This is a genomic window from Nonomuraea maheshkhaliensis (assembly GCF_039529435.1).
Classification (GTDB): Bacteria; Actinomycetota; Actinomycetes; order Streptosporangiales; family Streptosporangiaceae; genus Nonomuraea; species Nonomuraea maheshkhaliensis.
The window spans coordinates 50202-73640 of record NZ_BAAAMU010000034.1; the positions used below are offsets into that span (position 1 = coordinate 50202).

Annotated in this window: 21 protein-coding genes; 20 read left to right on the plus strand and 1 reads right to left on the minus strand. The window is 70.5% G+C overall.

What is annotated here, in order from left to right; translation table 11 throughout:
- The first annotated feature begins 104 nt into the window (after positions 1-104).
- From ABFX54_RS23455 to aspS, 3 genes are read left to right on the plus strand one after another with little or no spacing between them, the layout of a single operon-like run.
- The gene (locus tag ABFX54_RS23455; RefSeq protein ID WP_346108032.1) at positions 105-785 is read left to right on the plus strand and encodes an MBL fold metallo-hydrolase; all 681 of its coding nucleotides are present in this window, start codon (positions 105-107) and stop codon (positions 783-785) included.
- Positions 785-2047: a histidine--tRNA ligase gene (gene hisS, locus ABFX54_RS23460; protein WP_346108034.1), complete on the plus strand. Its 1263-nt coding sequence runs from the start codon at positions 785-787 to the stop codon at positions 2045-2047. Before ABFX54_RS23455 ends, hisS begins: the two co-directional genes overlap by 1 nt.
- Before the next feature lie 55 nt (positions 2048-2102).
- The gene (gene aspS / locus ABFX54_RS23465) at positions 2103-3845 is read left to right on the plus strand and encodes an aspartate--tRNA ligase (RefSeq protein ID WP_346108036.1); all 1743 of its coding nucleotides are present in this window, start codon (positions 2103-2105) and stop codon (positions 3843-3845) included.
- Positions 3846-3982: 137 nt separating this feature from the next.
- Here aspS and ABFX54_RS23470 read toward each other — a convergent pair whose 3' ends face one another.
- Positions 3983-4897 carry a peptidylprolyl isomerase gene (locus tag ABFX54_RS23470; RefSeq protein ID WP_346108037.1) on the minus strand — a complete coding sequence of 305 codons (915 nt, stop codon included), beginning with the start codon at positions 4895-4897 and terminating at the stop codon, positions 3983-3985.
- A 168-nt stretch (positions 4898-5065) separates the two neighbouring features.
- On the opposite strand from ABFX54_RS23470, the gene ABFX54_RS23475 reads away from it, so the two are divergent.
- The 17 genes from ABFX54_RS23475 (at position 5066) to ABFX54_RS23555 (ending at position 23402) form a co-directional block, all read left to right on the plus strand.
- The gene (locus tag ABFX54_RS23475; RefSeq protein ID WP_346108038.1) at positions 5066-5545 is read left to right on the plus strand and encodes a DUF2231 domain-containing protein; all 480 of its coding nucleotides are present in this window, start codon (positions 5066-5068) and stop codon (positions 5543-5545) included.
- 116 nt (positions 5546-5661) lie between these two features.
- Positions 5662-6903 (plus strand): replication-associated recombination protein A, encoded by a 1242-nt coding sequence (locus tag ABFX54_RS23480; protein ID WP_487047320.1) that lies wholly within the window; start codon positions 5662-5664, stop codon positions 6901-6903.
- A gap of 179 nt (positions 6904-7082) precedes the next feature.
- On the plus strand, positions 7083-8057 hold the full coding sequence (locus tag ABFX54_RS23485) for an oxygenase MpaB family protein (protein ID WP_346108042.1): 975 nt from the start codon (positions 7083-7085) through the stop codon (positions 8055-8057).
- Positions 8058-8142: 85 nt separating this feature from the next.
- Positions 8143-8532 (plus strand): DUF948 domain-containing protein, encoded by a 390-nt coding sequence (locus ABFX54_RS23490; protein ID WP_346108044.1) that lies wholly within the window; start codon positions 8143-8145, stop codon positions 8530-8532.
- Complete coding sequence (locus ABFX54_RS23495) at positions 8529-8759, plus strand: hypothetical protein (protein WP_346108046.1); 231 nt, start codon at positions 8529-8531, stop codon at positions 8757-8759. The genes ABFX54_RS23490 and ABFX54_RS23495 overlap by 4 nt, the downstream gene beginning before the upstream one ends.
- A gap of 22 nt (positions 8760-8781) precedes the next feature.
- The gene (alaS, locus tag ABFX54_RS23500; protein ID WP_346108048.1) at positions 8782-11454 is read left to right on the plus strand and encodes an alanine--tRNA ligase; all 2673 of its coding nucleotides are present in this window, start codon (positions 8782-8784) and stop codon (positions 11452-11454) included.
- Position 11455: 1 nt separating this feature from the next.
- Positions 11456-11935 (plus strand): Holliday junction resolvase RuvX, encoded by a 480-nt coding sequence (gene ruvX, locus ABFX54_RS23505; protein ID WP_346108050.1) that lies wholly within the window; start codon positions 11456-11458, stop codon positions 11933-11935.
- A 298-nt stretch (positions 11936-12233) separates the two neighbouring features.
- Complete coding sequence (gene mltG, locus ABFX54_RS23510; RefSeq protein ID WP_346108052.1) at positions 12234-13625, plus strand: endolytic transglycosylase MltG; 1392 nt, start codon at positions 12234-12236, stop codon at positions 13623-13625.
- Between the two features lie 211 nt (positions 13626-13836).
- The gene (gene mltG / locus ABFX54_RS23515; RefSeq protein ID WP_346108054.1) at positions 13837-14988 is read left to right on the plus strand and encodes an endolytic transglycosylase MltG; all 1152 of its coding nucleotides are present in this window, start codon (positions 13837-13839) and stop codon (positions 14986-14988) included.
- Between the two features lie 152 nt (positions 14989-15140).
- Positions 15141-15998, plus strand: coding sequence for a shikimate dehydrogenase (locus ABFX54_RS23520; RefSeq protein ID WP_346108056.1), 858 nt, complete (start codon positions 15141-15143; stop codon positions 15996-15998).
- Between the two features lie 237 nt (positions 15999-16235).
- Positions 16236-16913, plus strand: a complete 678-nt coding sequence (gene infC / locus ABFX54_RS23525; protein WP_326639456.1) for a translation initiation factor IF-3 — start codon at positions 16236-16238, stop codon at positions 16911-16913.
- Positions 16914-17033: 120 nt separating this feature from the next.
- A complete protein-coding gene (gene rpmI, locus ABFX54_RS23530) occupies positions 17034-17228 on the plus strand; it encodes a 50S ribosomal protein L35 (RefSeq protein WP_090761693.1) in 195 nt (64 codons plus the stop codon).
- 24 nt (positions 17229-17252) lie between these two features.
- Positions 17253-17636, plus strand: a complete 384-nt coding sequence (rplT, locus tag ABFX54_RS23535; protein ID WP_346108058.1) for a 50S ribosomal protein L20 — start codon at positions 17253-17255, stop codon at positions 17634-17636.
- A 97-nt stretch (positions 17637-17733) separates the two neighbouring features.
- A complete protein-coding gene (locus ABFX54_RS23540; RefSeq protein ID WP_346108098.1) occupies positions 17734-18537 on the plus strand; it encodes a TrmH family RNA methyltransferase in 804 nt (267 codons plus the stop codon).
- A gap of 50 nt (positions 18538-18587) precedes the next feature.
- Positions 18588-19679: a sensor histidine kinase gene (locus ABFX54_RS23545; protein ID WP_346108059.1), complete on the plus strand. Its 1092-nt coding sequence runs from the start codon at positions 18588-18590 to the stop codon at positions 19677-19679.
- A 130-nt stretch (positions 19680-19809) separates the two neighbouring features.
- Complete coding sequence (pheS, locus tag ABFX54_RS23550; RefSeq protein ID WP_346108100.1) at positions 19810-20850, plus strand: phenylalanine--tRNA ligase subunit alpha; 1041 nt, start codon at positions 19810-19812, stop codon at positions 20848-20850.
- Positions 20850-23402 carry a phenylalanine--tRNA ligase subunit beta gene (locus tag ABFX54_RS23555; protein ID WP_346108061.1) on the plus strand — a complete coding sequence of 851 codons (2553 nt, stop codon included), beginning with the start codon at positions 20850-20852 and terminating at the stop codon, positions 23400-23402. Before pheS ends, ABFX54_RS23555 begins: the two co-directional genes overlap by 1 nt.
- Positions 23403-23439: the final 37 nt, after the last annotated feature.

Below are 23439 nucleotides of genomic sequence, written 5' to 3' on the forward strand. Positions count from 1 at the left end.
GCGAATCGTATCGGCCAACGGGTAATGATTCGCAGCCCGGCGACCCGCACCGGTACCCTTCGGTTACATTCCCATTGGCTTTTCGACGAGATCACCTGAGGCAGATGCTCATCGCCGGCTTCCCCGCAGGGGCCTTCCAGACCAATTGTTACGTCGTCGCGCCCGCCGCCGGCGAGGAGTGCGTGATCGTCGACCCGGGCCAGGACGCGACCGAAGGCGTCGAGGAGCTGCTGCGCGAGCACCGGCTCAAGCCCGTCGCGGTCCTGCTCACCCATGGTCATCTCGACCACGTCTGGTCCGTGGCCCCCGTGTGCGGCGCGCGCGACGTGCCCGCGTGGATCCACCCCGACGACCGCCATCTGCTGAGCGATCCCGCCGCCGGCTGGTCGGAGACCAGCGCGTCGCTGTTCGGCGGGCTGACGCTGAGCGAGCCCGACGACGTGCGCGAGCTGTCCGACGGCGCCGTGCTGCCGCTCGCGGGGCTGGAGCTCGTGGTCGACCACACCCCGGGCCATACCAGGGGGTCGGTGAGCTTCCGGCTGCCCGATGACGAGATCATGTTCTCGGGCGACCTGCTGTTCGCCGGCTCCATCGGCCGCACCGATCTTCCCGGCGGCGACTATCCGACGATTCTGCGCAGCCTGGCTGCCAAGTGTCTGCCGCTGCCTGACGATACGGTCGTCCTGCCGGGCCACGGACCACAGACCACGATCGGCCGCGAGCGCGCGACCAACGCCTACCTCAAGGAAGCAGCGCCGCACGCCGGTCCCACACGAGGGATCTAATGAGCTTCCAAGCACCGAAGGGCACCTTCGACTGGCTGCCACCCCGCTCCGAGCGGGTGCTCGCCGTACGCGAGGCGCTGGCCGCGCCGCTGCGCCGGGCGGGCTACGGCTACATCGAGACGCCCGTCTTCGAGGACACCCAGCTGTTCGCCAGGGGCGTGGGCGAGTCCACGGACATCGTCTCCAAGGAGATGTACACCTTCCCCGACAAGGCGGGCCGCTCCCTGACGCTGCGTCCCGAGGGCACCGCCTCGGTCGTGCGCGCCGTGCTCCAGCACAACCTGCACACCGGCCAGCTCCCGGTGAAGCTGTGGTATTCCGGCAGCCAGTTCCGCTACGAGCGTGCCCAGCGCGGCCGCTACCGGCACTTCTGGCAGGTCGGGGCCGAGGCGCTCGGCTCGGAGGACCCGGCGCTCGACGCCGAGCTGATCGTGCTGGGGGTGCGCGGTTTCGCCTCGCTCGGGCTGAAGAACGTCACGCTCCTGCTCAACTCGCTCGGCGACAAGAACTGCCGGCCCGCCTACCGCGCCGCCCTGCAGGACTTCCTGCGCGGGCTCGACCTCGACGAGGAGACCCGCGCCCGGATCGAGATCAACCCGCTCCGGGTGCTCGACGACAACCGGCCGGAGGTGCGGGCCCAGCTCGAAGGGGCGCCACTGGTCGTCGACCACCTGTGCGACGACTGCCGGGCCTACCACGAGGAGGTCCGCGCCCTGCTGACCGCCTCGGGCGTCGCGTTCGTGGACGATCCGCGGCTGGTGCGCGGGCTCGACTACTACACGCGCACCACGTTCGAGTTCGTCCACGACGGGCTGGGCTCGCAGTCCGCGGTGGGCGGCGGGGGCCGCTACGACGGCCTCAGCGAGATGCTCGACGGGCCGGCGCTGCCCAGCGTCGGCTGGGCGCTCGGCGTCGACCGCACGTTCCTGGCCATGGAGGCCGAGGGGCTGCTCGGCGACGACACCACGCACAGGCGCGTGCAGGTGTACGGTGTCCCGCTGGGTGACGACGCCCGCCGCCGCATGTTCCTGCTCGTGGACGAGCTTCGCGAGGCGGGCCTCAGCGCCGACATGGCTTTCGGCGGCAAGGGGCTCAAGGGCGCGATGAAGGGCGCCGGCCGCTCGGGCGCCGAGTTCGCGCTGATCCTGGGCGAGCGTGACCTCGCGGCCGAGGCCGTGCAAGTGAAGGACCTGGCCACCGCCGAGCAGACTGAGGTGCCGCTGGCCAAGGTCGTCGACGTCTTGAAGGGGAAGGTGCAGTGACCGGCGAGCCAGGGCCGCTGCCGCCCCTCTCCTCTCCGCAAGAAGGGAAAGTGCAGTGATCCGCACGCATACCGCCGGGTCGCTCCGCGAGGAGCACGCCGGGCATCAGGTGACGCTCGCAGGATGGGTGGCGCGCCGCCGTGACCACGGCGGCGTCGTCTTCATCGACCTGCGCGACGCCTCGGGCTCGGCGCAGGTGGTCTTCCGCGAGGAGGACCACGCCCACGACCTGCGCGCCGAATACTGCGTGCAGGTCGTCGGCCAGGTCAGGGTGCGCCCCGAGGGCAACGAGAACCCCGACCTGCCCACCGGCGCCATCGAGGTCGTGGCCGACCGGGTCGAGGTGCTGAGCGAGTCCGCGCCGCTGCCGTTCCCGATCGAGGGCAACGTCGGGGTGTCGGAGGAGGCCAGGCTCAAATACCGCTACCTCGACATCCGCCGCCAGCAGGTGGCCAACGCCATGCGCACCCGTTCCAAGGCCACCTACCTGGCCAACGAGGTGATGCACGAGCTCGGCTTCGTCTACGTCGAGACGCCCACGCTGACCCGCTCCACGCCCGAGGGCGCGCGTGACTTCCTGGTGCCGGTGCGGCTGCAGCCCGGCAACTGGTACGCGCTGCCGCAGTCGCCGCAGCTGTTCAAGCAGCTGCTCCAGGTGGCCGGTCTTGAGCGCTACTACCAGCTCGCCAAGTGCTACCGCGACGAGGACCTGCGGGCCGACCGTCAGCCGGAGTTCACCCAGATCGACGTCGAGATGTCGTTCGTGGACCAGGAAGACGTCATCGAGGTCGGCGAGAAGCTGATCAGCCGGCTGTGGCGGGAGATCGCCGGCTACGAGCTGCCGCTGCCGCTGCCGCGCATGACGTACGCCGACGCCATGGCCCGCTACGGCTCCGACAAGCCCGACCTGCGCTTCGGCCAGGAGCTGGTCGAGATGACCGACTACTTCGCCGGCACCACGTTCCGCGTCTTCCAGGCCGACTACGTGGGCGCGGTGGTCATGCCGGGCGGCGCCTCGCAGACCCGCAAGGAGCTCGACGGCTGGCAGGAGTGGGCCCGCTCGCGCGGCGCCAAGGGCCTGGCCTACGTGCTCGTGCAGGACGACGGCACGCTCGGCGGCCCGGTCGCCAAGAACCTGTCGGAGGCGGAGCTGTCCGGGCTGGCCGAGAAGGTCGGCGCCAGGCCGGGCGACGCGATCTTCTTCGCCGCCGGGGCCAGGTCCGCCTCGCGCGACCTGCTCGGCGCGGCCCGCCTGGAGATCGGGCGGCGCTGCGACCTCATCGACGAGTCGCAGTGGTCGTTCCTGTGGGTCGTCGACGCGCCCATGTTCGAGGAGGACGGTGAGGGCGGCTGGACGGCCGTGCACCACCCGTTCACCGGGCCGAAGCCGGAGTGGGCCGACAACTTCCAGGACCACCCGGGCGAGGCCCTCGCCTACGCCTACGACATGGTCTGCAACGGCATGGAGATCGGCGGCGGCTCGATCCGTATCCACCGGGCCGAGATGCAGCAGCGCGTCTTCGACGTGCTCGGCATCTCCAAGGAGGAGGCGGAGAGCAAGTTCGGCTTCCTGCTGGAGGCGTTCAAGTACGGCCCGCCCCCGCACGGCGGCATCGCCTACGGCTGGGACCGGATCTGCATGCTGCTGTCCGGCGGCGACTCGATCCGTGACGTGATCGCGTTCCCGAAGACGGCCTCGGGCTTCGACCCGCTGACCTCCGCGCCCACGCCGATCACGGCGGTCCAGCGCAAGGAGGCCGGCGTGGACGCCCAGCCCAAGGCCGACGCGCCGGCCTGACACCGGTGACACAGAAGCGGCAGGCGCCGGCGCCTGCCGCTCTTCTGAGTCTTCTGCGCAGGCGTCGGGCACCCCGCGGCTGACAACGAAAGCGGCAGGCACCCCTTTCCGGGGGCCTGCCGCTTTTCGCGCGTCCGCTACTTGAGGATGACGCGCTTGATGATCAGCGGGTTCTTCGGCGCGGTCGAGCCGCCGTCGCCCGTGACGTCGTCGGGGTTGACGATCACGCCTTCCTCGGCGACCTTGTCGATGATCTCCAGGCCGGACTTCACCATGCCGAGGACCGAGTAGGCCGGCTCGATCTGGGAGTTCTCGTCCGACAGCGAGATGGCGAACTGGCTGCTGTTCTGCCCGGCGGCGTCCGCCGGCTGCGTCAGGAACACCACGCCCCTGGTGTAGGGGACGACGCCCACAGCCTCGTCACCGAAGACGTACCCGGCGTTGCCCTGGCCGTCGGTCGGGTTCTTGCCGTCCGCCTTGGCCTGCGGGTCGCCGCACTGCAGCAGGAACACCCCCGACGTCTCCGGCTTGGCCAGCCGGTGGCACTTGGTGTTCTCGTAGAAGCGCTTCTTCGCCAGGAACGCCATCGAGTTGACCGAGCACGGCGAGATGTTGGGGTCCACCTCGATCACGATGTCGCCGCGGTTGGTGCGGACCGTCATCGTCGTGAGCTTCAGGTTCGGCCGCTTGCCCGGCATGCCCACGTACTTGTGCGGCACCGAGGTGTCCCGCTTGTACGTGCACGTGATGTCGCTCGCTTTCTTCGGCGGCGTGGTGGTCGGCAGCTCGGTCGGCCCGGCGGAGGGGGAGGCCGGGGCGGAGGGCGAGGCCGAGGTCTGCGCCCCGGCGGCCGTCGCGCCGTCCTTGTCGACCAGGGTGGTCGCCGCGAAGATGCCGCCGGCGACCACGACAACGGCCACCGCCGCGCCGATGAAGGTGTTCCGCCTTGCCTTGGCGGTCTGCGCGGCAGCGCGCTGGGCCTGCCGTTCCTTGTGCTCCCGCGCCAGCTCTTTCTGGCGGTCCTCTTCGTTCTGGCGGTCGTCGCCGCTCACCGCTATGTCCTCTCGTCTTTGCCAACGGATGACCAAACAACTCCGCGCATGCTACCGGCCTCCGATATGTGACGGATGTAAGTGACCAAAGCCGCATGTGCGACTGCTGTGGTCGCGAACCATATGGTGTCGGGATTCGTAGTTGAAATGAGAACTAAGGAGCCCCCCATGTTCGACGAGATCCTGGGCCTGCCGGCTCATCCGCTGGTCATCCACTTCGCCGTCGTCCTGACCCCGCTGCTCGCCGTCGTCGCGGTCGCGTACGCGCTCGTGCCGCGCTGGCGGGTTCCCACGGCGTGGGCGGTGGTGCTGCTCTCGCTGGCCGCGCCCGCGGCGGTCGCCGCGGCCAGGCAGAGCGGCGAGAGCCTCAAGGCGGCCAGATTCGGCTCGGCGGAGGGCGAGATGGCCGCCCGCATCTCCACCCATCAGAGCTTCGCCAACCCGCTGCTGCTGTCGGTGCTCGGCCTGGGCGTCGCCGCGCTGCTGCTCGTGTACGCCACCCGCCCGGCCCGCGACTCCGTCGGCCGCGACCGCTTCGGCCGCTCCGTCACGCTGCTCCTGTCGGCGCTGACCGTGCTGCTGGCCGCGGTGGCCGGCTGGTTCGTCTTCCAGGCCGGCGACTCCGGCGCCAGGGCCGTCTGGTCGTAGCCCGAGAGCCGTCCGGTGTGGCCCGGAGGGCCTGTTTCACCGTGTAATCTCGCGTTGTGGATAGCCTGTTCGACTCGGCGGCTGAGGAGGCCACCCCGCAGCCCCTCGCGGTGCGGATGCGCCCGCGCACGCTCGACGAGGTGATCGGCCAGCGGCACCTGCTCGGTTCCGGCACCCCGCTGCGGCGCCTGGTCGAGAGCGAGGCGCCCATGTCGCTGTTCCTGTGGGGGCCGCCGGGCACCGGCAAGACCACGCTCGCCTACGTGGTCTCCAACGTCACCAAGCGCCGCTTCGTCGAGGTCTCCGCCGTCTCGGCGGGCGTGAAGGACGTGCGCGCCGCCATCGACAACGCCCGCCGCGAGCTGGGCATGAGCGGGCGCCAGACCGTGCTGTTCGTCGACGAGGTGCACCGCTTCAACAAGGCCCAGCAGGACGCCCTGCTGCCCGCGGTGGAAAACCGCTGGGTCACCTTCATCGGCGCCACCACGGAAAACCCGTTCTTCTCGGTCATCTCCCCGCTGCTGTCCCGCTCGCTGCTGCTCACGCTGGAGTCGCTGTCGGAGGACGACGTGCGCGCCGTGCTCAGGCGGGCCGTGGCCGATCCGCGCGGCCTCGGCGGGCGCGCCACGCTCGCCGACGAGGCCCTGGAGCATCTCGTACGCCTCGCGGGCGGCGACGCGCGCAGGTCGCTGACCTACCTGGAAGCGGCGGCGCTGCTGGCCGACGACATCACGGTCGAGGTGGTGGAGAAGGCCGTCGACAAGGCCGCCGTACGCTACGACCGGCAGGGCGACCAGCACTACGACGTGATCAGCGCGTTCATCAAGTCGATGCGCGGATCCGACGCCGACGCCGCGCTCCACTACCTGGCCCGCATGATCGAGGCGGGCGAGGACCCGCGCTTCATCGCCCGCCGCATCGTCATCTTCGCCTCCGAGGACGTCGGCCTGGCCGACCCCACCTGCCTGCAGACCGCCGTCGCCGCCGCCCAGGCCGTGCAGCTGATCGGGCTGCCCGAGGGGCAGATCAACCTGGCCCACGCGGTCATCCACTGTGCGACCGCGCCCAAGTCCAACGCCGTGGTCAAGGCCATCGGGGCGGCCGTCGGCGACGTGCGCAAGGGGCTGATCGGGCAGGTGCCCGGCCATTTGCGCGACGCCCACTACTCCGGCGCGGCCAAGCTCGGCCACGGCGAGGGCTACCGCTACCCGCACGACTTCGACCACGGGCTCGTCCGCCAGGAATACGCGCCGGAGCAGGTGCGGGAGCGGCGCTACTACGAGCCGACCCGGCACGGGGCCGAGGCGCCGATCGCCGAACGCTGGGCCAAGATCCGCGACTTCCTCCGGGGCTCGTAAGCGCGGGGTGCCGGAGGGGGTGAGCGGGCGGACGACGGCGGCGTTCGTACGGGCACGGCGACTGCGGCTGGCGACTGCGGCTGGTGGCTGCGGCTTTCGGCAGGGCACGGCGGGGAGATGTTCGCCGGCGAATCGTGTGAAGCCGTACTAAGTTTCCGATCTTGGGGCATCACCATCGTGTGAAGGCGACCGTTACCCCCGGCGGCGGCCTCTTCGGCCCTCAGTCGATCACCTGGCGCGTCCACACCGAGACCCCGGCCTGGCCCGCCGCCCTGCGCGCCTTCCAGCTCCAGGCCCTGCACCCCCGCACGATCCGCGGCCTCGCCCAGAACTGCCTCCTCGACGACCCCGAGGTGGCCCACGCCCGGCTGCGGCACCACCTCGACCTCCTCGCCGTACGCACGTTCGGCACTCGTGAGCAGGCCGAGCACGCCTACGAGCGGGTACGCCGGGTGCGCGCCCGCCTCGTCGGCCTCGACCCCGACACCGGCACCCTGTTCCGCCTGGACGAGCGGGAGAACCTGTGCTGGGCCCACTGTGCCGAGGTCTCCTCCCACCTGGAGCTGGCCCGCCGCTCCGGCGTGCGGCTCTCCGCGGCCGAGCGCGACGCGTACGTGGCCGAGCAGCGGCACACCGCCCTGCTCGCCGGGCTCGCCGACGCGCCCGGAGACACGGCCGAGCTGGAGGCCCGCATCGAAGAGACACGCCCGCTCCTGGCCGCCACCGAGGAGGCCCGCCAGGCCGTGCGCCGCAGCGTCAGCCCGCCGCTGTCGCTCAAGCTCGCCTCACGGACCCCGGCCCTCGCGCTCAGGCTCGCCTTGCGGACTCCGTCCGTCGCGCTCGGGCTCGCATTCCAGGAGCCGTCGCTCGTGCTCGGGCTCGCCCTTCGCGAGTCGTCGCTCGCGCTCGGCTCGCTGCCCGCCGCCGGCGCGCTGGCCTTCGCCACGCTGCCCGGCTGGGCCCGGCGGATGTACGGCTGCCACGGCGGCCCGGCGGCGGATCACGCGGCCGGATACGCTGCCGGCACGGCGCTCAAAGCCTTGCGCGCGGCGTTGCTGGCGCTGCCGGAACGCCTGGTGGCGCCGGAGATCAGCGCCGCCCGCGGCCTCATGCGCGCGGTCACGGAAGCGTCAGGGGCCGACGCGGCTGCCTGATCGCGGAGGGCTTCCGCACTAACGTTGTCACTCGAACGCGATAGGGTCTTGCCGTTCCGGCCCAGCGTACGAGGGAGATGCGCGGATGCTTACCGCTGGAGAGGTCGCCGGGCTGATCGCCGCCACGGGCTGGATCGTCCTGGTCTGCGTCATGGTCATGGTGCTCGTCAAGCTCGCCAGACTGCTCAAGGAGACCACCAAGGCGGTCTCCGACCTGAACAACCGCCTCGCGCCGCTGCTCGACGACATGAGCGTCACGGTCAACGAGACCAACAGGCAGCTGATCGCGGTCGAGGCCATCACCAAGGACGTGCAACAGGTCAGCGGGCACGCCGCAAAACTCAGCGCGGTGACCCAGACCATCTTCACCGGGCCGCTGATCAAGGTCTCCTCGATCGGCTACGGCGTGCGCCGCGCCATCGAGGCCCGCCGCCGGCCCGGCTCGCGAGCCCGTGCCGGAGGGCGTTCGCGATGATCAGGCGGCTGTTCTACCTGTCGCTCGGCGCGTTCCTCGCGTTCTGGGTGATGCGCAGGCTGCAGGCGCTGCGCCCCGACCACGTCGCCCGCAGGACGGCCGACAACGCGGCGGGCATGCTCCGGCAGGTGAGAGACTTTACTACTGACGCACTCGGCGAGGCCGCGGAGCGCGAAACCCGGTTGCGAGCCCGCTTCGGGCTCGACAACGCTGAAGACAACAACTGACTCAAAGTAAAGGATGGCCACCATGGAGTCGGCAGAGATCGCCCGCCGCTTCCTGCGCTTCTTCGAGGAGCGTGGGCACAAGGTCGTGCCCTCGGCCAGCCTGATCGCTGAGGACCCGACGCTTCTCCTGGTCAACGCGGGTATGGTGCCGTTCAAGCCGTACTTCCTGGGGCAGCGCAAGCCTCCGGCGCCACGGCTGGCCACCGCGCAGAAGTGCGTGCGCACCCCCGACATCGACGAGGTGGGCAAGACCACCCGGCACGCGACGTTCTTCCAGATGCTGGGCAACTTCTCCGTCGGCGACTACTTCAAGGCGGAAGTGATCCCGTTCGCGTGGGAGCTGCTGACGAAGTCCGAGTCCGACGGCGGCTTCGGCTTCCCAGAAGACAAGCTGTGGGCGACGGTCTACCTGGAGGACGACGAGGCCTACGACCTCTGGCGCAACAAGGTCGGCCTGCCCGAGCACCGCATCCAGCGCCGCGGCCTGGAGGACAACTACTGGCACATGGGCGTGCCAGGCCCCGGCGGCCCCTGCTCGGAGATCTACTACGACCGCGGCCCCGAATACGGCAGGGAGGGCGGGCCCGTCGCCGACGAGGACCGCTACCTCGAAGTCTGGAACCTGGTGTTCATGCAGTACCAGCTGAGCCAGGTCCGCTCCAAGGTCGACTTCGACGTCTCCGGCGAGCTGCCGAGCAAGAACATCGACACCGGCATGGGCCTGGAGCGCATGGCGGCGATCCTGCAGGGCGTCGACAACATCTACGAGATCGACACCACGTACAAGATCCTCGACCGGGCGGCCGAGCTCACCAGGACCCGCTACGGCCGCGACGCGCGTTCCGACGTCAGCCTGCGCGTCATCGCCGACCACGTGCGCACCGGCACCATGCTGGTCGCCGACGGCGTCATGCCCGGCAACGAGGGCCGCGGCTACGTGCTGCGCCGCATCCTGCGCCGCTCGATCCGCAACCTGCGCCTGCTCGGCTCGGGCGACCAGCGCTACATGCACGAGCTGACCGACGTGGCGATCAACGTCATGGGCGAGCAGTATCCCGAGCTCAAGGTCGACGCGCCGCAGATCCACGCGGTCGTCGACGCCGAGGAGGCGAGCTTCCTCGGCACGCTCCGCACCGGCACCGCGATCTTCGACGTGGCCGTCGAGGAGACCAAGCGCAAGTCCGGCAAGTCGATCAGCGGCGACCAGGCGTTCCAGTTGCACGACACCTACGGCTTCCCGATCGACCTGACCCTGGAGATGGCGGCCGAGCACGGGCTCAAGGTCGACGAAGAGGGCTTCCGCCGCCTCATGAAGGAGCAGCGGCAGCGCGCCAAGGCCGACGCGGCGGCGAAGAAGACCGGCAACGCCGACATCTCCGTCTTCGGGCAGCTGCTGGAGGCGGGCGGCAAGGTCGAGTTCCTCGGCTACGACCACAACCAGGCCGACACCAGCGTGGTCGGCATCCTCGTGGACGGCGTGTCCGTCCCCACGGCGAGCGAGGGCGACACGGTCGAGGTCGTGCTCCAGCGCACCCCGTTCTACGCCGAGGGCGGCGGTCAGCTCGCCGACCAGGGCGTGATCCGCACCAGCGGGGCCGAGGTCGAGATCACCGACGTGCAGACGCCGCTGGCCGGGCTCGTCGTGCACCGCGGCAAGGTCCGCAGCGGCGAGCTCAAGGTCGGCGACGAGGCGCAGGCGAAGATCGACCTGGAGCGCCGGCGCGCGATCTCACGCAGCCACAGCGCCACCCACCTCGTCCACCGCGGCTTCAAGAACGCGCTCGGCGAGACGGCGGCGCAGGCCGGCTCGGAGAACTCGCCCGGCCGCTTCCGCTTCGACTTCACCGCGGCGGGCGCGGTCCCGCCCAGCGTGCTGCGTGACGTCGAGGACGAGGTCAACGCCGTGCTCATCAACGACCTCAAGGTCAACGCCTTCTACACCTCGCAGGCGGAGGCCAGGGCGATGGGCGCGCTGGCGATGTTCGGCGAGAAATACGGCGACGAGGTCCGTGTGGTCGAGATCGGCGACTACTCGCGCGAGCTGTGCGGCGGCACCCACGTCCACAGCTCCGGCCAGCTCGGCCTGGTCAAGGTGCTGGGCGAGCAATCGGTCGGCGCGGGCGTGCGCCGGGTCGAGGCGCTCGTCGGCATCGACGCCTTCCGCTTCCTGGCGCGCGAGAGCGTGCTGGTCGCGCAGCTCACCGAGCAGCTCAAGGCGCGCAGGGAAGAGCTGCCCGAGCGCATCGACGGCATCGTCACCCGCCTGCGCGCGGCGGAGAAGGAGCTGGAGAAGGTCCGCTCGGCTCAGGTGCTCCAGGTCGCGGGCGACCTGACCGCCCAGGCTCGTGACCTGCACGGCGTCTCCGTCGTGACGCACCGCGCGCCTGATGGCACCGGCGCCGATGACCTGCGTAAGCTCGCGCTTGATGTGCGTGGCAGGTTCCCGGCCGACAGGCCGGCGGTCGTCGTGATCGCCGGTGCCCCCTCCGACCGGCCGGTGGTGGTTGCCACGGTCAACGAGGCGGGGCGCGAGCTGGGGCTCAAGGCCGGACGGCTGGTCGGCGTCGCCGCCAAGGCTCTTGGGGGTGGCGGTGGCGGCAAGGACGATGTCGCGCAAGGCGGCGGCACGCGACCGGAGGCGATCGGCGACGCGCTGCGCCTGGTCGAAGAGGCGATTTCTGGGCAGCTCGGCTGACATGAGGTTCGGTGCACGGATCGGCGTGGACGTCGGCTCCGTACGTATCGGCGTGGCCCGCAGTGACCCCTCGGGGATGCTGGCCACGCCGGTGGAGACTGTCAGACGAGGCAAGGGCGACCTCGCCCGCATCGCGGCGATCGTCGCGGAGCACGAGGCGATCGAGGTCGTGGTGGGGTTGCCCACCTCGCTGTCGGGGCGCGAAGGACAGGCGGCCGGGCTCGCCCGCGAGTTCGCCGCCAAGCTCGCGGCCCGGCTGGCGCCCACACCTGTGCGGCTGTTCGACGAGCGGCTGACCACGGTCGCGGCGCAGCAGGGCCTGCGGGCCAGCGGCGTACGCGCCAAGAAGCAGCGCGGCGTCGTCGATCAGGCGGCGGCCGTGGTGCTGCTGCAAGACGCGCTCGACTCCGAGCGCGCCACGGAAAGACCACCAGGCAGGCCCGTCGAACCGCCATCCGCGGCCGACGGACCTGCCTCATGAACGGCCGCGCTCCGGCTCTTCGGCCTGCCACGATTCACCCGTCCGCCCGGCTGCTCGTCCGCTCATGGTGCGGGCACGCCGGGCCGCGGCCTGTCCGTTTGAGGGTGGGCCACGGCTCTTGTGCGGCGCTTCATCCGCAGCGGCGAGCATGTCTTCGGCTCACGGCTGGTTCCTCGCCCGGGGTGATGGGGTTCTTGCCGGGAGGATGTGATCCTGGCCGGTCTTCGGCGCGTACAACAGGTGTGCCCGAGGCATCGGATGCAGGTCTGGGAACGACGGTCGCCGGTGAGGTGATCGCGTGAACAGGACGCCTGAGAACGAGGACGACGCCGACGACGTGATCCCGTTCCAGCCCGCGCAGAGCCCGGCCGAAGAGCCGGAACCGCGGGCGGAGCAGGACGACGCCGAGCACCGCGCCGGACAGGGCGACCCCGAATTCGGGGTCGCGCAGGATGATCCCGAGCTTCGGGCCGGACACGACGACCCCGGGCTTCGGGCCGCGCAGGGCGATCCTGAGCGCCGGACCGGGCAGAGCGAGCCTGAGCACTCCACCGGGTTGGACAGCCCTGAGCCTGGGGTTGAGCGGGATGATTCCGGGGCCACTGGCGGGCGGGACGAGCCTGGCCCTGGGGCTGAGGAAGAGGTGCCGGCCGGGCGGGGGCAGGCGATGCGGAAGGTCGGGCTCCTGTCCGCCGGGCTGCTGGCGGGCGTGCTGGCCGTCGGGCTCGGCGCGATCGTGATGCTCAAGCCGTACCTCAGCCCCGACGACTTCGAGGGGACGGGCAGCGGCGCCGTGACGGTGCGCATCCCGCCCGGCTCCAGCGCGGCGGACATCGGCTCGGCGCTGGCCGACGCCGGGGTGGTGGCGAGCGTGCAGTCGTTCGTGAACGTGACGGAGGACCGCGCGATGAGCGACCGGCTGCGGCCCGGCCACTACCGGCTGCGCAAGGGCATGGCGGCGACGGCGGCGCTCGACCTGCTCCTCGCCCCGGCGTCCAGGATCGTGCGGCGGGTGACCGTGCCCGAGGGCATGCGGGTGTCGGAGGTGCTGACCCGCGTGGCCAAGCTGTCCGGGCTGCCGCTGGAGGAGCTGCGCGGCGTGGACAAGGACCTCGTCGGGCTCCCCGAGTACGCCAACGGGCTCGAAGGCTTCCTGTTCCCCGCCACGTACGAGATCGAGCCCGGCGACACAGCCGTGGACGTGCTGGCCGCGATGGCCGAGCGGTTCGCCACCGCGGCCAGGCACGTGGGCCTGGAGGAGCAGGCGGCGAAGGTGAACCTCACCCCGCTGCAGGTCGTCACGGTGGCCAGCATGATCCAGGCGGAGGGCGGGACGGACGAGGATTACCCGAAGATCTCCCGGGTGATCTACAACCGGCTCCAGAAGGGCACCCCGCTGGAGATCGACAGCACCGTGCTCTACGCCCAGAACCGGCGGACACTCAAAGTAACGGAGAGTGACACCAAGGTGAACTCTCCCTACAACACGTACCGCCACAAGGGACTGCCGCCGGGGCCCATCGCCAATCCGGGCGAGAAGGCGCTGATGGCAGCCCTGAACCCTGCCGAAGGTGATTGGCACTGGTTTGTCACGACGGATCCGGGCCATAGAATCACCAAATTCACCAACAAAGAGAGCGAGTTCGTGAGATACCGGGAAGAGTTGAACAAGAACCTCGGGACGAGCTGATGTTCGCCAGGGCCGCCGCTCTCTCCGCGCAAAAGCCCCAAAACGGGGCATGCGCCCTCTTTCCGTCCCTTAGCATGGCTACCCAGAGTGATCTCCGCCGTCCGTGGCAGCACGTGCGGCGGGTCCCCCAGTTTCGCTCGGTGACTCCAGCCGGTTGGGCACTTCCGCTTGACGCCCGGCAGGCAGTACCGGGAGATTGGCCAGCGCACCTATGAACGATCTCGATCTGAACACTCTGCTCGGCCCCGAGGACGACGAAGGTTCCGGCCGCCGTGGAGGCCGCGGCGCCGCCAGACGCGGCCGCAGGCGCCGCCGTCGCCGCAATCGGGGTGGCTTCATCGCGCCGCTGCTCGCCTTCATCGTCCTGGCGGGCATCATCGGCGGCGGAGGCTACTACGGCTACCTGTGGCTCAGCGACGCCCTCGTGCCCGACGACTACACCGGTCAGGGCAGTGGCGAGGTCGTCATCGAGATCAAGAGCGGCCAGAGCGCGTCAGAAGTGGCCACGGAGCTGGAGAAGCAGGGGGTCGTCGCCAGCGCCAGGGCGTTCACCAACGCCATCGCCAACGCCGGGATGAGCGACAAGCTGCAGCCGGGCGAGTACAAGATGGCCAAGAAGATGTCCGCGGCCGCCGCGGTCCAGCGCCTCGGCGCGGACAACCGGCTGCTCGCCAAGGTGACGATCAAGGAGGGGCTGCGGCTGTCCGACACCCTCTCCACCCTCGCGAAGGAGACCGGCAAGCCGGTCAAGGAGTTCACCGCCGCGGCGAAGAACACCAAGGACCTGGACCTGCCGTCGTACGCGAAGGGCAGGCTCGAAGGGTACGCCTTCCCGGCCACGTACGAGTTCCAGCCCAAGACCACGCCGAAGCAGATGCTGACGGCGATGGTCGACCGGTTCAACCAGACGGCCGAGCAGATGGACATCGAGGGCGGCGCCAAGGCCCTCGGCCGCACGCCGCACGAGATCGTCGTCATCGCCAGCATCGTGCAGGCCGAAGCGGGCCGGCAGGAGGACATGGCGAAGATCGCGCGCGTCATCTACAACCGGCTTGAGCTCAACCCGCCGATGAAGCTGCAGATGGACAGCACGGTGATGTACGCGCTCAAGAAGTACCGCACCACCGCCACCTTCGCCGAGACGAAGATCAAGCACCCGTACAACACGTACGCGAACCTGGGCCTGCCGCCCGGAGCCATCACCAACCCCGGCGACCACGCCATCGAGGCGGCGCTCAACCCGGCCAAGGGCACGTGGCGCTACTTCGTCGCCACCGACCCCAAGAGCAGCGTCACCAAGTTCGCCACCACGGAGGCGGAGTTCAACGAACTGCTTGCGGAGTTCAAGCGCAACGGCGGCTGACCCGCACGTACGCACGCTCGCCGAAGCATCTCGCCACGGCCGCCCGGACCACTCCGGGCGGCCGTGCGCGTTTCCTGTGCCGCTCCTGTGCCGCCTTGGATGGTCACGTGCCGCGTTGACGGTAGGGTCGTGCTGTTCGGAAGGAGTGGGGGATGCGGGCTGCGGTGATGGGTTCGCCCATCGGCCATTCGCTCTCGCCGTACCTGCACCGGGCCGCCTATCAGGCGATGGGGCTCGGCGGGTGGAGCTACGAGGCGTTCGAGTGCGACGAGGCGCGCCTGCCCGAGCTGCTGGCCGGGCTCGGGCCCGTACGCGGCCAGGCGGGCGCCGGCGACGACACCTGGGCCGGGCTGTCACTGACGATGCCGCTCAAGCGGGCCGTGCTGCCCCTGCTCGACACGGTCTCCGAGACGGCCGTCGAGGTGGGCGGGGCCAACACCGTGATCTTCCAGGACGGGCGGCGCCACGGAGACAACACCGACGTCTACGGCATCGAGCGGGCCCTGGCCGAGGCGGGGGTGCCCGCCCCACGGTCGGCGACCGTGCTGGGCGGCGGGGCCACGGCGGCCTCGACGCTGGCGGCGCTGCGCAACCTCGGGCTCCACTCGGCGACCCTGCTGGTGCGCGATCCCGCGCGGGCGGGGGAGACGGTGGCGGTGGCCGAGCGGCTGGGCGTGGCGCTGGCGGTGGAGACGTTCGACAAGCTCGACGCGCGCACACAGGTGGACCTGGTGGTCTCCACGCTGCCGGGCGGCGCGGCCGACGTCTTCGCCGACCGGCTGGCGCGCGTGCCCGCGCTGTTCGACGTGGTCTACTCGCCGTGGCCGACCGGCGCGGCGGCGGCGGTCCAGGCGGCGGGCGGCACCGTGATCGGCGGCTTCGAGATGCTGCTGCACCAGGCGGTGCGGCAGGTGCGGCTGATGACGGGCGTCGCGGACGTGCCGGTCGAGGCGATGCGCGCCGCGGGGGAGTCCGAGATCCTCCGCCGCACGGCCGCACGAGCACGCTGAACCGGCCGCCCCGATCCACGTACCGCGCCGGTGCGTCGGGATGCGCCGGTGGGATGAATCGAGAACGTCTCGTCGTTGTGGTAGTGTAGCTCTCTGATCGGTCCGGCATGCCTTGCTGGACGCGCAAGCGGAGGTCTCCCTCCCACCTGAGTCACCGCGAGGTGGCCGGGTCCAGGATCACGCCGGACTACTCCGGGGAGCTCAAGGCCACGAAGCCACAGAGCTCAGTGGCCCCGCATGCGCGACGTGCGGGGCTTTTCGCGTTCTGCGAGCGCGTTGAGCTCCCGTCACGACGAGCACGTAGGGATCGCAAACCTAGGAGGCCCCATCAGCACTGAGCCCCGCATCAACGAGCGTATCCGAGTTCCCGAGGTTCGCCTCGTGGGCCCGAACGGCGAGCAGGTCGGCATCGTCTCCATACATGACGCGCTGAAGCTCGCCCAGGAGGCCGACCTCGACCTTGTCGAGGTCGCGGCCACGGCTCGACCGCCCGTGTGCAAGCTCATGGACTACGGCAAGTTCAAGTACGAGTCCGCGATGAAGGCGCGCGAGGCGCGCAAGAATCAGGCGCACACGATCATCAAGGAGATCAAGCTCCGGCCGAAGATCGACCCGCACGACTACGAGACCAAGAAGGGTCACGTGGTGCGGTTCCTCAAGGCGGGAGACAAGGTCAAAGTCACGATCATGTTCCGCGGACGCGAGCAGTCCCGCCCGGAGCTCGGCTTCCGGCTGCTGCAGCGGCTGGCGGACGACGTTCAGGAGCTGGGATTCGTCGAGTCCCACGCCAAGCAGGACGGCCGTAACATGATCATGGTGATCGGTCCGCACAAGAAGAAGGCCGAGGCGAAGGCGGAGAAGGCCGCAGCCAAGGCACAGCGTGGCGGCGAGGAGCCTTCCCCACCGGAAGAGTGACCCGCGGTTGGGGTTAGCCTTACAGCACCCCAGCAGCCACCGGCAGAAGAAGACGCCACGACCGGGCCGGCCAGCACCGGCCCGGCCACCGGCACGACCGAAACGAGGAGAGACGGCGACATGCCGAAGATGAAGACGCACAGCGGTGCGAAGAAGCGGTTCCGGGTCACCGGCACCGGCAAGATCAAGCGTCGCCGTGCCAACCGCGCGCACTACAACGAGTGGAAGTCGTCCACGCTGACGCGCCGTCTCAAGAACGAGGTCGTCCTTTCCGACGCCGACTCCAAGAAGATCAAGAAGCTGCTCGCCAAGTAGCGCGAACCCCCGGGGAGATACAACATGGCACGCGTGAAGCGGGCGCTCAACGCCAAGAAGAAGCGCAAGGTCGTCCTCGACAGGGCGAGCGGTTACCGTGGCCAGCGGTCACGGCTGTACCGCAAGGCCAAGGAGCAGATGCTCCACTCGATGACGTACGCCTACCGGGACCGCAAGGACCGCAAGGGCACCTTCCGTCGTCTGTGGATCCAGCGCATCAACGCCGCGGCTCGACAGAACGGCATGACCTACAACCGCCTGATCCAGGGTCTGCGTCTGGCGAACATCGAGGTCGACCGTAAGATCCTCGCTGACCTCGCGGTCAACGACAGCCAGACCTTCGCCACGCTCGTCGAAGCCGCCAAGAAGGCCCTTCCGGCCAACGTGAACGCTCCGGCCGCGAGCTGAGGCAATTGTTCTGAGGGGCCCACCGATGACGGTGGGCCCTTTGTTGTTCAAGGGCTGTCATCCGTACGGCCGTTGCTCGCACGACTGGGGGATGTGGATGGGCGGGTCCGAGCTGACCAACGTGAGGTCGCCGCGGGTGAAGGCCGCCAGGCGGCTCACCAAGCGGGCCTTCAGGGAGCAGGACAGGAAGTTCCTGGCCGAGGGGCCGCAGGCGGTCCGCGAGGCCCTCAAGCTCGACGGCGTGACGCTGGAACTGTTCAGCACGGCGGAGGCCGAGTTGCGTCACCCCGAGCTCATCACCCAGGCCATGTTGCAGGGCATACCCGTGCACCGGGCCAGCGGCGAGGTCATGTCGGAGCTGTCCCAGACCGTGACGCCGCAGGGGCTGGTGGCCGTCTGCGGGCTCGTGCACGTGCCGCTGGAGCGCGCCCTGAGCGGGCAGCCGCGCCTGGTCGCGGTGCTCGCGCACGTGCGTGACCCGGGCAACGCCGGGACCGTCATGCGGGCGGCCGACGCCGCAGGGGCCGACGCGGTGGTGCTCACCGACGCCTCCGTGGATCCGTACAACGGCAAGTGCGTGCGCGCCAGCGCCGGTAGCCTGTTCCATCTTCCCGTCACCATCGGTGCACCGGTCGGCGCCGCCGTGCGTCACCTAAGGGAGCGGGGCCTGCGCGTGCTGGCGGCCGACGGCGCGGGCAAGCACACGCTCGACGATGTCGATCTCGCGGGACCCACCGCGTGGATCTTCGGCAACGAGGCATGGGGACTACCGGAGGAGATACTCGCCGAGGCGGACGATGTGGTCAGAGTGCCCATCTACGGACAGGCTGAAAGTCTCAACCTGGCCACTGCCGCGGCGGTATGCCTTTACTCCTCCGCCAGGGCGCAGCGAGTGCCCTAGGTGGCTGGAAACCCGCTATTGTCGGCGTTGTAGGCGGAGGAGGCGAGGTCGTGCACGGCGCAGACACCGACGGGCGAGTTGTGGCCGCCGCGTGCACGATAGCCATCGACGATCTTCCTGACGGCCTCATCGTGACCGACCGATACGGGTGCGTGCGGGCCGTCAACCGGGCCGCCTCCCGCCTCACCGGCGTCGCCATGGAGCGCGCCGTCGGCCGGCACATGAACGACGTGTTCCCCTTCCGCGACCATGACGGGCGCGACTGGTGGAAGGCGCTCGACCCCGAGGGCGGCCTGCGCATCAGGACGCGGGTGCCCGAGCGTCCGCTGCACCTGCCCGGCGGGCAGGAACTCTACGTAGCCGCGAGGCTCGTCCGCGAGCCGGAGCGCGGCGGCGAGGTCGACCGGGTGGCGATCACCCTGCGCGACGGCGGCGCCCGCGCACGCCTGGAGCGCAGCCGGGCCGACCTGGTCTCCACCGTGGCCCACGAGCTGCGCTCGCCGCTGACCAGCGTCAAGGGGTTCACCGCGACACTGCTGGCCAAGTGGACCCGGTTCACCGACGAGCAGAAGCGCGTCATGCTGGAGACCGTCAACAACGACGCCGACCGCGTCACCCGGCTCATCACCGAGCTGCTCGACGTCTCGCGGATCGAGTCGGGGCGGCTGGAGGTGCGCCGCCAGGTCGTCGATCTGCCCGCCAGGGCGCGCCGGCTCATCGCGGGCCGGGTGGCGGCGGGCGACAGCGAAAACCGCTACCGGCTCGTGGTGGACGAGCACCTGCCCGAGATGTGGCTCGACCAGGACAAGATCGACCAGATCCTGGGTAACCTGGTGGAAAACGCGGTGCGCCACGGACGCGGCACCGTCACCATAGAGATCGAGTCCGTCGAATGGGGAGTTGCCGTGTCGGTGCGCGACGAGGGCGAGGGCGTCGAGCCCGAGCTGGCTCCGCGCGTCTTCAGGCAGTTCTGGCGGGGCGGCAACAGCCGCCGCCGCGGTGGCACCGGGCTCGGGCTCTTCATCGTCAAGGGCCTGGTCGAAGCACACGGCGGCACGATCATCGTGCAGCGGGCGCCCGAGGGCGGGGCGGAGTTCCGATTTACCCTGCCCACCGGCACACCCGACTTCGCCGCCGTCTGAGGCGGAATTCGGGCCCGGTGGGCGGCTCCCACTAGACTCATTTCCGCTCAAGCCCTGGATACGGAGCTCACTCTTGTCTGACTACGACCCCGTCGAGGTGACACCGTTGCATGCCGACGAGGTGTCCCGCATGGAGGCCGACGCCATCGAGGCGATCAAGGCCGCCGCCGACCTCGACGCACTCAAGCAGGCCAGGCTGGCGCACGCGGGTGACCGCTCGCCCGTCGCCCTGGCCAACCGCGAGATCGGCGCCCTGCCGCCGGCCGCCCGCGCCGAGGCCGGCAAGCGCGTCGGCGGCGCCCGCAAGGCGATCAACGAGGCGCTGGCAGCCCGCCAGGCCGAGCTGGAGGCCGAGCGCGACGCGCGGGTGCTCGTCGAGGAGGCCGTCGACGTCTCCCTGCCCTGGGACCGGCGGCCCCGCGGCGCCCGCCACCCGATGACCACGCTGCAGGAGCGCATCGCCGACGCCTTCGTCGCCATGGGCTACGAAGTGGCAGAAGGCCCCGAGCTCGAAGGCGAATGGTTCAACTTCGACGCGCTCAACATCGCCAAGGACCATCCGGCCAGGTCCGACCACGACACGTTCTTCGTCGGCTCCACCGACTCCGGCATGGTGCTGCGCACGCAGACCTCGCCGGTGCAGGTCCGCGCGCTGCTCCAGCGCGAGCTGCCGGTCTACGTGATCTCGCCGGGCAAGACGTTCCGCACCGACGAGCTCGACGCCACCCACACCCCGGTCTTCCACCAGACCGAGGGCCTGGCCGTCGACGAGGGCCTGACGATGGCCCACCTCAAGGGCACGCTCGACCGGTTCGCCGAGGTCATGTTCGGCAAGGGCATCACGACCCGGTTCCGGCCCAACTACTTCCCGTTCACCGAGCCGTCCGCCGAGATGGACCTCAAGTGCTTCGTCTGCCGCGGCGCCTCGGCGGTCCCCGGCAACCCGCCCTGCCGCACCTGCAAGTCGGAGGGCTGGATCGAGTGGGGCGGCTGCGGCATGGTCAACCCGCGCGTGCTCATCGCGTGCGGGGTCGACCCGGCGCGCTACTCCGGGTTCGCCTTCGGCATGGGCATCGAGCGGACGCTGATGTTCCGCCACAACGCCGAGGACATGCGTGACATGGTCGAGGGAGACGTGCGCTTCACCCTCCCGTTCGGAATGGAGATCTGATGAAGGTCCCGCTTTCCTGGCTGCGGGAGTATGTCGATCTCCCGGCGGTCACCGCCCACGAGGTGGCCGACAAGCTGACCGCGGCCGGTCTCAAGCTCGAGGCGATCGCCTCCCACGGGCACGACGTCAAGAACGTCGTGGTCGGCGAGGTGCTCGAGATCGAGGAGCTGACCGGTTTCAAGAAGCCGATCAGGCACTGCAAGGTCGAGGTCGGCGAGGCGACCCCGCGCGAGATCGTCTGCGGCGCCACCAACTTCGCCGTCGGCGACCGGGTGCCGGTCGTGCTGCCCGGCGGCGTGCTGCCCGGCGGGTTCGAGGTCGGCGCGCGCAAGACGTACGGGCGCATGTCCGAGGGCATGATCTGCTCCGAGCGTGAGCTCGGGCTGGGCGACGACCACAACGGCATCATGGTCCTGGCCGCCGGCACGCCCATCGGCACCGACGTGGTCGAGCTGCTCGGGCTGCGCGACGACGTGATCGAGCTGGAGATCACGCCCGACATCGGCTACGCCCTGTCGATCAGGGGCGTGGCGCGCGAGGCGGCGACGGCGTTCGGGGTGGCCTTCCGCGACCCCGCCGACGTCGAGCTGCCCGCTGAGAGCGGCACGTCGTGGCCGGCCTCCATCGCCGACCCGACGGCGTGCGACCGGTTCGTGCTGCGCGAGGTGCGGGGCTTCGACCCGGCCGCCGAGAGCCCGCTGTGGATGCGGGTACGCCTCACACGTGCGGGCGTGCGTCCCGTGTCGCTGGCCGTCGACGTCACCAACTACCTGATGCTGGAGCTCGGGCAGCCGCTGCACGCGTTCGACCGGGCCAAGCTGCAGGGCGAGATCGTCGTCCGCAGGGCCGCGGCGGGCGAGCGGCTGGAGACGCTCGACCACGTCGTACGCGACCTCGACCCCGACGACATCCTCATCACCGACCAGTCGGGGCCGATCTCGATGGCCGGCACGATGGGCGGCCTGGAGACCGAGATCTCCGACGCCTCCACCGACATCGTCATCGAGGCCGCCCACTTCTCCGCGACCGGCATCTCCCGCGAGTCGCGCAGGCACGGGCTGGTGTCGGAGGCGTCCAAGCGGTTCGAACGCGGCGTCGACCGCGAGCTGCCGCTGGTCGCCTCGTGGCGGGCGGTCCAGATGCTGGCCGAGCTGGGTGGCGCGAGCGTCCAGCCCGGCGTCACGCACGCCGAGGTCGAGGTGTCGCCCGCGCGCATCGCGATCCCGTCCGGCTACCCGGGCCGGGTCGCCGGCATGACCTACTCCAGAGACACCGTGATCGCCCGGCTGGAGCAGGTCGGCTGCGTCGTCACCGACGGCGACGACCCGGCCGTGCGCCGGGGCGGCGTCGATCCGACCGGGGTGGTGACCGGCGGCGCGCTGGCCGCCAGGCTGGCCGTCACCGGCGACGACATGATCACGGTCACGCCGCCGTCGTGGCGGCCCGACCTCACCGACCCCAACGACCTGGCCGAGGAGGTCATCCGGCTGGAGGGCTACGAGGACCTCCCGTCGGTGCTGCCCTCCGCCCCGGCCGGCGCCGGGCTCACCGAGGCGCAGCGGCTACGGCGGCGGGTCGGCCGGGCCCTGGCCGAGGGCGGCCATGTCGAGGTGCTCAGCTACCCGTTCATCAGCCCCGACGACTTCGACCGGCTGCAGCTGCCCGCCGACGACGCCCGCCGGGTGGCCGCGCGACTGGCCAACCCGCTGTCGGAGGACGAGCCGCTGATGCGGACGACGCTGCTGCCGGGCCTGCTCAAGACCCTCGTACGCAACGTCGGCCGCGGCTTCACCGACGTGGCCCTGTTCGAGACCGGCTCGGTCTACCGCCCGCGCGCGGGAGCGCCAGGCGTGGCCCCCGTGCTCGGCGTCGAGCGCCGGCCCACCGCCGAAGAGCTGGCCTCGATCGAGTCGGCGCTGCCCGACCAGCCGCTGCGGGTCGCGGTGGTGCTGGCCGGCGAGTTCGAACCATCCGGCTGGTGGGGCGCGGGCCGCCCCGCGACCTGGGCCGACGCGGTGCAGGCTGCCCGGCTCGTCGCGGCGGAGGCGCGGGTCGAGCTGTCCATCAGCGCCGACCAGCACGAGCCCTGGCACCCCGGCCGGTGCGCCGCCCTCTACGCGGGCGACACGCTGGTCGGCCACGCCGGTGAGCTGCACCCGCGGGTGGTCGAGGCTTACGGCCTGCCGCCGCGTACGGTGGCGATGGAGCTGGAGCTGTCGCGCCTTGAGGCGGCCATGCCCGGGCCGGTGCAGGCGCCCTCGGTGTCCGCCTATCCGGTGGCCACGCAGGACGTCGCGCTGATCGTGCCCGACTTCACGCCGGTGGCCGACGTGGAGGCGGCGCTGCGTGACGGGGCCGGGGCGCTGCTGGAGTCGATCCGGCTGTTCGACGTGTACGCAGGGGAGCAGGTGGGCGAGGGGAACAAGTCGCTGGCCTACTCGATGCGCTTCCGCGCGGCCGACCGTACGCTGACGGTCGAGGAGACCACGGCGGCCCGTGACGCGGCGGTGGCGATGGCGGCCGACCGGGTGGGCGCGCAACTGCGCGGCTGAACTCGTCGTCATGGAGGGGCCGGTACGCCGGCCCCTT

What these genes read in the sequence shown, in the direction of transcription:
- ABFX54_RS23480 (WP_487047320.1), top strand. Translation starts at nt 5,662, where the DNA reads ATGCGCCCGCGCACGCTCGACGAGGTGATCGGCCAGCGGCACCTGCTC.
- ABFX54_RS23520 (WP_346108056.1), top strand. Translation starts at nt 15,141, where the DNA reads ATGCGGGCTGCGGTGATGGGTTCGCCCATCGGCCATTCGCTCTCGCCG.
- ABFX54_RS23490 (WP_346108044.1), top strand. Translation starts at nt 8,143, where the DNA reads ATGCTTACCGCTGGAGAGGTCGCCGGGCTGATCGCCGCCACGGGCTGG.
- rpmI (WP_090761693.1), top strand. Translation starts at nt 17,034, where the DNA reads ATGCCGAAGATGAAGACGCACAGCGGTGCGAAGAAGCGGTTCCGGGTC.
- ABFX54_RS23455 (WP_346108032.1), top strand. Translation starts at nt 105, where the DNA reads ATGCTCATCGCCGGCTTCCCCGCAGGGGCCTTCCAGACCAATTGTTAC.
- mltG (WP_346108054.1), top strand. Translation starts at nt 13,837, where the DNA reads ATGAACGATCTCGATCTGAACACTCTGCTCGGCCCCGAGGACGACGAA.
- pheS (WP_346108100.1), top strand. Translation starts at nt 19,810, where the DNA reads ATGGAGGCCGACGCCATCGAGGCGATCAAGGCCGCCGCCGACCTCGAC.
- alaS (WP_346108048.1), top strand. Translation starts at nt 8,782, where the DNA reads ATGGAGTCGGCAGAGATCGCCCGCCGCTTCCTGCGCTTCTTCGAGGAG.
- hisS (WP_346108034.1), top strand. Translation starts at nt 785, where the DNA reads ATGAGCTTCCAAGCACCGAAGGGCACCTTCGACTGGCTGCCACCCCGC.
- ABFX54_RS23495 (WP_346108046.1), top strand. Translation starts at nt 8,529, where the DNA reads ATGATCAGGCGGCTGTTCTACCTGTCGCTCGGCGCGTTCCTCGCGTTC.
- ABFX54_RS23555 (WP_346108061.1), top strand. Translation starts at nt 20,850, where the DNA reads ATGAAGGTCCCGCTTTCCTGGCTGCGGGAGTATGTCGATCTCCCGGCG.
- rplT (WP_346108058.1), top strand. Translation starts at nt 17,253, where the DNA reads ATGGCACGCGTGAAGCGGGCGCTCAACGCCAAGAAGAAGCGCAAGGTC.
- infC (WP_326639456.1), top strand. Translation starts at nt 16,236, where the DNA reads ATGCGCGACGTGCGGGGCTTTTCGCGTTCTGCGAGCGCGTTGAGCTCC.
- ABFX54_RS23540 (WP_346108098.1), top strand. Translation starts at nt 17,734, where the DNA reads ATGGGCGGGTCCGAGCTGACCAACGTGAGGTCGCCGCGGGTGAAGGCC.
- ABFX54_RS23475 (WP_346108038.1), top strand. Translation starts at nt 5,066, where the DNA reads ATGTTCGACGAGATCCTGGGCCTGCCGGCTCATCCGCTGGTCATCCAC.
- ruvX (WP_346108050.1), top strand. Translation starts at nt 11,456, where the DNA reads ATGAGGTTCGGTGCACGGATCGGCGTGGACGTCGGCTCCGTACGTATC.